This window comes from Bacillus sp. RO1, from assembly GCF_012524115.1.
Classification (GTDB): Bacteria; Bacillota; Bacilli; order Bacillales; family Bacillaceae_I; genus Sutcliffiella_A.
In genome coordinates this window covers 1-7,394 of record NZ_JAAZWB010000010.1, presented here as the reverse complement: position 1 = coordinate 7,394, position 7,394 = coordinate 1, and the positions used below count along the sequence as shown (strand labels likewise).

Here is a 7,394-nt window from a genome sequence, read left to right as displayed (position 1 = left end):
AGAAAAAAGGAGAAGAGAGGTTCTCATCGCCCGTATGAAGACCCCAGTGGCTAGAAAAAAGGAGAAGAGAGGTTCTCATCGCCCGTATGAAGACCTCAGTGGCGAGAAAAAAGGAGAAGAGAGGTTCTCATCGCCCGTATGAAGACCTCAGTGGCGAGAAAAAAGGAGAAGAGAGGTTCTCATCGCCCGTATGAAGACCCCAGTGGCGAGAAAAAAGGAGAAGAGAAGTTCTCACCCCCCGACGATATGCAAATCTCAGTGACAAGGGTAATATAGTCAAATTCGAAACATTCTAGTACGTATAAAAGATATACAACAAAATCGATATGGAGGTATTCGATGAATATTAACTCATATCTTATTCAATTAGCAATTACCATAATTGCCATTTTTGGAGGTGCTTTTACGATTCGTGTTATCAGAACGGGTGAACTACTATTAGACCAAATTATTGGGGCTTCAGTGGGTGTTATACTCCTGATTGCATCATTGACCTGGAGGAAAATGAACAATTAAGCGATAAGTTGATTAGAAGTTAGATAGATGATTCTATTTTACAAAAATACTCCCCTATGGCATCAATCAACCAATAGGGAAGCATCAAAATCAACTTATTTTTTCGCTGTGCTGGTTTTATCGGTGAATTTCAACAAGTCAATTAGTACAGCTGAATAGGTGTGTAGCCTCTCTTCCAATCTCCCAGGATATTCCTGTTGAATGAATTCCAAAGTGTCATGATCAGTATGCCAAATACCTCCATGCTCCTCAGTTTGCTCATATCCATCCAAGTCCCCGATCTCCCAATTCGTTGATTCAAAATAAGCATATGGGATACCTACTTCTTTAAAAGGCGCATGATCACTCCAATCACCAGTTGTACCGGCAGGGTAATTAGGGTTTAATCCTTGGTTGATGCGAAGATCTAACTTTTTCTTATCAGCAATCGCAAGAGCTTGATCACGCAAGAAACCTTCCGCTCCAGCACTTCCATGAACATACATATAATCTCCGACTGCCAAGCTGTCCAAGTTAATCATTCCTACAGTATTCTGAATTTCTTCAGTATTCATTTGACTGACAAAGTACTTCGATCCTTGCAGCCCAACTTCCTCCGCTCCAAATGCCACAAACACGATACTGTATGGCGTTGGAATCTTTTTCAGCACTTCAGCCGCTTCAAGCATCACCGCGACACCAGAAGCATTATCATCTGAACCTTGTCCTCTTGCCACAGAATCGTAATGGGCACCTACCACTAATACTTTCGCACTTTTTCCAGGCTTAAATGCCACCACATTGGCAGAATCGTAAGATGAACCTCTGCTTGTATAAGAAAAATCTTGGATATTCGTTTCATACCCCATCTTTTCGAATTGAGATTTAATATACTCCCTTGCCGCAGCCTCTTCATCTGAAGCAGCTACACGGGCTCCGATTGTTTCGGATAAGAATTGTGTATGCTTGTAGGAAAGGGCTCCTGTTTTATGTACCAAAGAACCTCCATTGGCCGCGGAAACTGCTGACACTGCCACCATCCATATTAATGTTGTTACTAATAGTATCTTTTTCATACTGCTATCCCCTAACTTATAATTATTAACAAACATGAATAATTATAAAATTAAAGATTCATAGTTTCAACAATAAACTAATCAAAGTGTGCAAGATAGTTCTTAATATCTATTTGGTAACTATTTTACCCAAATTCGGCTTTTCTCCTTATTTGCGTTATAATACAACCACACTAAAAACCCAAAAGATTGGATGAAAGCATGCGACAGAAACTAACACTTAAAGTGAAAAATAAATTCGCCAAACCGTATAAAGGCGGCTACCCGCTTATCTCGAAGCAATCCCTCATCAACGGGAATGACCTAAAAGAAGAGGGCACACTCGTAAAACTGGTAGACGAACAGAACAACTTTCTCGGCAAAGGCTACTACGGTAACCAAAACAAAGGATACGGCTGGATTGTCAGCAAAGATCCCAACGAAGAAATGGACATCCCTTTCTTCAAACGTGCCCTTCAAAAAGCTGTAAACAAACGCCCCGCCCTTATGAAAGCAGATGACACCACTGCTTTCCGCCTTTTTAACGGAGAAGGAGACGGAATTGGCGGCTTCACCATCGAATACTTTGACGGCTACCTTGTAATTAACTGGTACAGCAAAGGAATTTACTCCTTCAGCGAGGAAATTTTAGAAGCCATCGAAGGAGTCATTGAATATAAAGGAATTTACGAAAAGAAACGATTCAACATGGACGGCCAGTATGTAGAGGACGATGATTTTATAAGAGGAGAACGGGCACCATCACCTCTTATCATTAAAGAAAACGGCGTAAACTTCGCCGTACATCTAAACGATGGCGCGATGGTCGGGGTATTCCTCGATCAACGGGAAGTAAGAAAAACCATCCGGGATAAATACGCCAAAGGGAAAACAGTCCTTAACACCTTTTCCTATACAGGAGCGTTCTCTGTATATGCAGCATTAGGCGGTGCCGTCAAAACCACAAGCGTAGATTTGGCCAAACGCAGCTTGCCAAAAACAACCGAGCAATTCAACGTAAATAATATCGACGAAAAAACGCAGTCGATTCTTGTAGAAGAGGTATTCCATTACTTCAAGTACGCGAAAAAGAAGAATCTGAAATTTGATGTCGTCATCATGGACCCACCAAGCTTTGCTCGTTCAAAAAAAGTGACATTCCGGGCCGAGAAAGACTACACAAGCTTAGTTTCTGATGCCATTGCCATTACCGAAAAGAACGGCCTGATTGTCGCTTCCACCAACGCCGCTACATTCGGCATGGACAAATTCAAAGGTTTTATCGACCAAGCATTTAAAGAAAACAACGTAAAATACAAAATCGTTGAGGAGTTCTCCCTGCCAAGCGACTTTGCTACCATCAAGGAGTTTAAAGAAGGGAACTATCTGAAGGTATTGTTTATAAAAAGAATTGGATAAAGAAAAGGAGTCAGCTTGTTAGCTGGCTCCTTTCAACTTATGACCCATCCCTCAACATATACTGATAGGACTTCGATTCCTCCACCATCCCCATCTCGAGATAAAGCTTCGACAACCATTTTATAGAACGAATATTGGTAGGATCTAGCTCCAACTCCCAGTTAAAGCACTCCACCGCTTCTGAGAGTTGTTTAAATTCATAATATAGTTCACCAAGCGCATACATTTGGTCCGGATCGTCCTTCAGGGCAGCCATTTTCTTGATCTTCATCAAGATCGGGATGCCTGGATATCTTGAGAAATAAGGAGCGATCCAATTTTCTGTATAATCAAGCCCTTTTATTTGAAGTAACTTAGGCACAAATGATTGAAAAAGTGTCTGAACATCTTTTGGTGATACATCATCATCAAAATGAAAGGTAAGTTTGCTGAGCCAATCGGAATTCTCTATCCATTTTACATGCAGTAAAGCTTCCTGCACGTAAGGCAGGTCTTTTTCTGTGATGAGTGCTTTGTTTTTTGTAAGTAAAATTAAAAGGTCTTCATACCGGTTGGATTTTTTTAATAACCCAAGCAAATCTTGATACAACCCTACATGATGAGTGGCGCGCTTCCTTAGGATATAGCTTAGGAGATCCACTTTCTCATTATTTGTGAAATCGGCCGGTAAGCTGGCTATCATTTGTATATAGAGAGTGTGGTCAGTGGGTGTACTCATGACTAGTAAGTGGGAGTACAGGCTGAGCTGCTCCATTTTCCGGTCTTCCTTTTGCAGTAATTGCAACAACAGGGTTTTCGAATCGTCTTGTTTTATGTGTTTGTAGCAATATTCTTCAACATAAAGTGGATCCTTGGAAAGCAAGGAGGATGGATGGGTAGTATATGGTGCTTGATAGGACTGATATTGAAGGCTCTTAGACATTTCTTGTGCCCATTTGTTGGCTGGGTATATGGCGGTTATTAGTCGCAGAAGTTGGTAGGTGTGCAGGAGTTGACCTTCCCTGCGGTATTGCAGCGCAAATTCTTTCATCACTTTGGTTATTTTCTCTTTTTTCATATAGTTGTCGAAAATGGTAAGGATGTTGGATGCTTCAAGCGGCGAATATCTTTTCTGAATTTTTTCCCACAACGGAGTCAGGGCAGGGAATGTGAGAATTCGGTTATGAGTGAGTAGATATGCTAATAGTGGATGATCTGGTGAGAAGTGAATGCCTTTTTGTAGAATGGTGCTTAGCTGAGACCTGCGTTTAATTTTAGATGTGGATTTTCCGGTGAGGTACGATGTTTTATAGAAAAATAAGTAATAACATTCTGCGTGCTCTTCATTGTAAGCTTCTATGATTTGAAATCCTTGATACATATAGAGGTTTGTAGGGTTGAGGTGTAGATGTTTCTTTTCATGTTGGATGTTAATACTTGTCGTATATTTTGTCATATAATTCCCTCCTAATTGGTCTTACGCCTTTTTGAGAGATTGCTTAATTAGAGTGTAACATGAAAAAGCAAAAAAGAAAAAACGAAGAAGCGGACGACCTGGGGCCATCCGCTTCTCTATATTTTAAAAGGGGGATTCAACTTCGTTCAAGTCTTAAAACGTCGTGCTTGCTGTTTTATCTTTTACCACCAGGATCACTTTACCTTGATCAAGCTTTTCCTCTAACTGTTCCGCTTCTGGAGCTGTGAATCCTAACTCCTCGAATTGAGCACGAAGCTCGTCTCCTTTTTTGCGGAAAATATTTTTTACATAAGTATCCATACCAACTTCACCGGCGCCAACAGTATTAGCATCAGCGTTATCAGCTACACGTTTTGTACGGTCATCATCATGAGTGATAACAAAGATATCGTCCTCATGAACACCTTTAGTTTTTAGCTCCTGTACTGCTCCTACTACTTGTTCATCATTTTGAAACTCTTTATAAGTGGGTTTCATTTTTTATCGCCTCCTTGGTTATGTAATAAAGATACCCGGCTGACAGAAAGTGAAACATACTCTTAAATAAATTTTTTTGTGTAGGAAAAAGCTTTTCTGATAATACGCAAAAAACTTCAAATACTAATAAGCAAATGATGAGAGAATGGGGAGCTTACTGTGGTGTATGACTGTATGATTATTGGGGGAGGTATTGCCGGACTTCAGGCAGCTATCCAACTGGGAAGGTACCAACATAACGTCCTTGTTTTAGATGATGGAAAGGGTCGTTCGAGTATTTGTCATTGCTATCATAATCTTCTAGGATGGCCAGATGGAGTGAGCGGAGAGAAGCTTAGGAGTATTGGGCAAACGCAAGCGTTGAAATTAGGAGTTCAGTTTGAAAAACAGCGTGTAGAAGCAGTGGAGGAAACGGGAGGGAAGTTTTGTGCAACCACCTCAACTTCGCAGCAGTTTTTTGGGAAAAGGCTGCTGCTAGCAACCGGAATTAAAGATAATATTCCTCCACTTGAAGGCCTGTTGCCTTGCCTTGGAAAAAGTGTGTTCGTCTGTCCAGATTGTGACGGGTACGAAATTACGAATAAGAAAGCTCTTGTGATTGGCTCCGGAAATGCGGGAGCTTCCATGGCGTTAACGCTGACATATTGGACAGATGCGCTTACTTTTATCAACCACGGAAAAGGAGAAATTGATGCTGACTTAATGGATAAATTAGTTGGAAAAGGCATCCGTCTTGTTTCTGATGAGATTTCGGATATACATGCGGATTGTTCTGATTTTATAGGAGTAACACTTGCTAACGGAGACCGTCTTGAGTCTGCATATGCCTTTTTAGCATTTGGTGGCAACATGCCCAATACAGGACTTGCCTTGCAAATTGGGGTAAAGTTGGATAAAAATAAACACATTCTGGTGGATCCTCGGACAAAGAATACCTCTGTGGAGAATATTTGGGCGGCCGGTGATATAACTGTTCATTCTGAACAAGCCGCCATTGCTATGGGGGACGGCATTCAAGCGGCAATCTGGATTCATAAAAGCTTGTTGGAAAGTTGATGTGGGTTTATTTGTAGCTTGACAGTTATTTGTCCGAGTGCGTAACATAAAATGTAAGGGTTTACATATACGTTTGAGTGGAAGATAGAAGACATTAGCTGCTAGCGCCTTTCCATTTATTCGATAGTAGGAGGAGAAAAAATGGAAGAGAAGAAAGTGACAGATTATGAAAAGTATATTCGTACCGAAGAGCTATTAAGCTTACAAAAGGGAGCTGGGGAACTCTCTTGTGATGACGAGCTCACGTTTCAAATGATTCACCAAATTGCTGAGTTGCATTTCAAGCTGATCATTCAGTACATTCACTTAGCGGATGCAAATATGAAGCACGGGGAAGTCTTGGGGGCAACACAACAGCTACAAAGGGTGAATATGCATCTGAAGCATCTGCCGCCAGTGTTTGATATGGTAAAAGTGATCACTCCAAGAGACTACCATACTATCAGGCTCGCACTTGGACGTGGAAGCGGACAGGACTCACCTGGATTCAATGAAATACTAAGACTTGGACCTACATTATGGGGGCCGTTTGAACAGCTGTTGAACGACAAGCAACTGACACCGTTCATGCTTCATAAGACTGCCGGTGACAATTATGAGCTGTACTTGCTGATGCAAGAATTGATTGCGTTTGACGAAAACTTCCAAACGTTCCGTAAGCATCACATACAGCTTGTACGCAGGATGATTGGATTGAATACGAAAAGCTTGAAGGGGATACCTGCTCAGGCGTTGGAAAGAGGAGCAAAGTTTGAGTTTTACCCTAAACTTTGGGAAGCAGTTTGTGAATTGACGGACTGGACGGGTTCGAGCTACGATCCGAAGCCGTTGTGATATGGAAGGCTGTTCTGAAGGGCGTGTGTTGTTGCCGCCTTTTGGGGCGGTCTTTTTTGTGTTTGTTTTTGAAATGATGAGTTACGCGGTAGGGGTGTTAATGTGAATGCCCGAAGTGCTCGCTGAACAGGGGGGTATCCAAATAGATACTTTATCAAGCCCTGAAGCGATGCCTCAAACAGTCAAACGGTAACAGAGGAGCCGTCTCAGGACCTGAAGCCCCGCAGCAAACAGTCAAACGGTAACAGAGGAGCTGTCTCAATGCCCGAAGCCCCGCCTCAAACAGCAAAACGGTAACAGAGAAGCCGTCTCAGGACCTGAAGCCCCGCCACAAACAGCAAAACGGTAACAGAGGAGCCGTCTCAATGCCCGAAGCGATGCCACAAACAGCAAAACGGTAACAGAGGAGCCGTCTCAATGCCCGAAGCCCCGCCTCAAACAGCAAAACGGTAACAGAGGAGCCGTCTCAGGACCTGAAGCCCCGCCACAAACGGCAAAACGGTAACAGAGGAGCCGTCTCAATGCCCGAAGCCCCGCCTCAAACAGCCAAACGGTAACAGAGGAGCCGTCTCAGGACCTGAAGCCCCGCAGCAAACAGTAAA

At 42.4% G+C, this 7,394-nt stretch carries 7 protein-coding genes; 4 read left to right on the top strand and 3 right to left on the bottom strand.

The window, feature by feature from the left end; all coding sequences use genetic code 11:
• The first annotated feature begins 339 nt into the window (after nucleotides 1-339).
• Nucleotides 340-516, top strand: coding sequence for a hypothetical protein (locus tag HC179_RS00275; RefSeq protein WP_168862519.1), 177 nt, complete (start codon nucleotides 340-342; stop codon nucleotides 514-516).
• Between the two features lie 95 nt (nucleotides 517-611).
• Here HC179_RS00275 and HC179_RS00270 read toward each other — a convergent pair whose 3' ends face one another.
• On the bottom strand, nucleotides 612-1,571 hold the full coding sequence (locus tag HC179_RS00270; protein ID WP_168862518.1) for a M20/M25/M40 family metallo-hydrolase: 960 nt from the start codon (nucleotides 1,569-1,571) through the stop codon (nucleotides 612-614).
• Nucleotides 1,572-1,772: 201 nt separating this feature from the next.
• On the opposite strand from HC179_RS00270, the gene HC179_RS00265 reads away from it, so the two are divergent.
• Nucleotides 1,773-2,969, top strand: a complete 1,197-nt coding sequence (locus HC179_RS00265) for a class I SAM-dependent rRNA methyltransferase (RefSeq protein WP_168862517.1) — start codon at nucleotides 1,773-1,775, stop codon at nucleotides 2,967-2,969.
• A gap of 37 nt (nucleotides 2,970-3,006) precedes the next feature.
• Here HC179_RS00265 and HC179_RS00260 read toward each other — a convergent pair whose 3' ends face one another.
• Both HC179_RS00260 and HC179_RS00255 read right to left on the bottom strand, forming a co-directional pair.
• On the bottom strand, nucleotides 3,007-4,404 hold the full coding sequence (locus HC179_RS00260; protein ID WP_168862516.1) for a hypothetical protein: 1,398 nt from the start codon (nucleotides 4,402-4,404) through the stop codon (nucleotides 3,007-3,009).
• Between the two features lie 153 nt (nucleotides 4,405-4,557).
• A complete protein-coding gene (locus tag HC179_RS00255; protein WP_168862515.1) occupies nucleotides 4,558-4,902 on the bottom strand; it encodes a YflT domain-containing protein in 345 nt (114 codons plus the stop codon).
• Between the two features lie 174 nt (nucleotides 4,903-5,076).
• On the opposite strand from HC179_RS00255, the gene HC179_RS00250 reads away from it, so the two are divergent.
• Both HC179_RS00250 and HC179_RS00245 read left to right on the top strand, forming a co-directional pair.
• The gene (locus HC179_RS00250; RefSeq protein WP_205825167.1) at nucleotides 5,077-5,958 is read left to right on the top strand and encodes an NAD(P)/FAD-dependent oxidoreductase; all 882 of its coding nucleotides are present in this window, start codon (nucleotides 5,077-5,079) and stop codon (nucleotides 5,956-5,958) included.
• A gap of 141 nt (nucleotides 5,959-6,099) precedes the next feature.
• Nucleotides 6,100-6,792, top strand: coding sequence for a tryptophan 2,3-dioxygenase family protein (locus HC179_RS00245; RefSeq protein WP_168862513.1), 693 nt, complete (start codon nucleotides 6,100-6,102; stop codon nucleotides 6,790-6,792).
• Nucleotides 6,793-7,394: the final 602 nt, after the last annotated feature.

Coding starts and splice junctions, on each gene's coding strand:
- HC179_RS00245 (WP_168862513.1), top strand. CDS start 6,100: ATGGAAGAGAAGAAAGTGACAGATTATGAAAAGTATATTCGTACCGAA.
- HC179_RS00260 (WP_168862516.1), bottom strand. CDS start 4,404: ATGACAAAATATACGACAAGTATTAACATCCAACATGAAAAGAAACAT.
- HC179_RS00250 (WP_205825167.1), top strand. CDS start 5,077: ATGATTATTGGGGGAGGTATTGCCGGACTTCAGGCAGCTATCCAACTG.
- HC179_RS00275 (WP_168862519.1), top strand. CDS start 340: ATGAATATTAACTCATATCTTATTCAATTAGCAATTACCATAATTGCC.
- HC179_RS00255 (WP_168862515.1), bottom strand. CDS start 4,902: ATGAAACCCACTTATAAAGAGTTTCAAAATGATGAACAAGTAGTAGGA.
- HC179_RS00270 (WP_168862518.1), bottom strand. CDS start 1,571: ATGAAAAAGATACTATTAGTAACAACATTAATATGGATGGTGGCAGTG.
- HC179_RS00265 (WP_168862517.1), top strand. CDS start 1,773: ATGCGACAGAAACTAACACTTAAAGTGAAAAATAAATTCGCCAAACCG.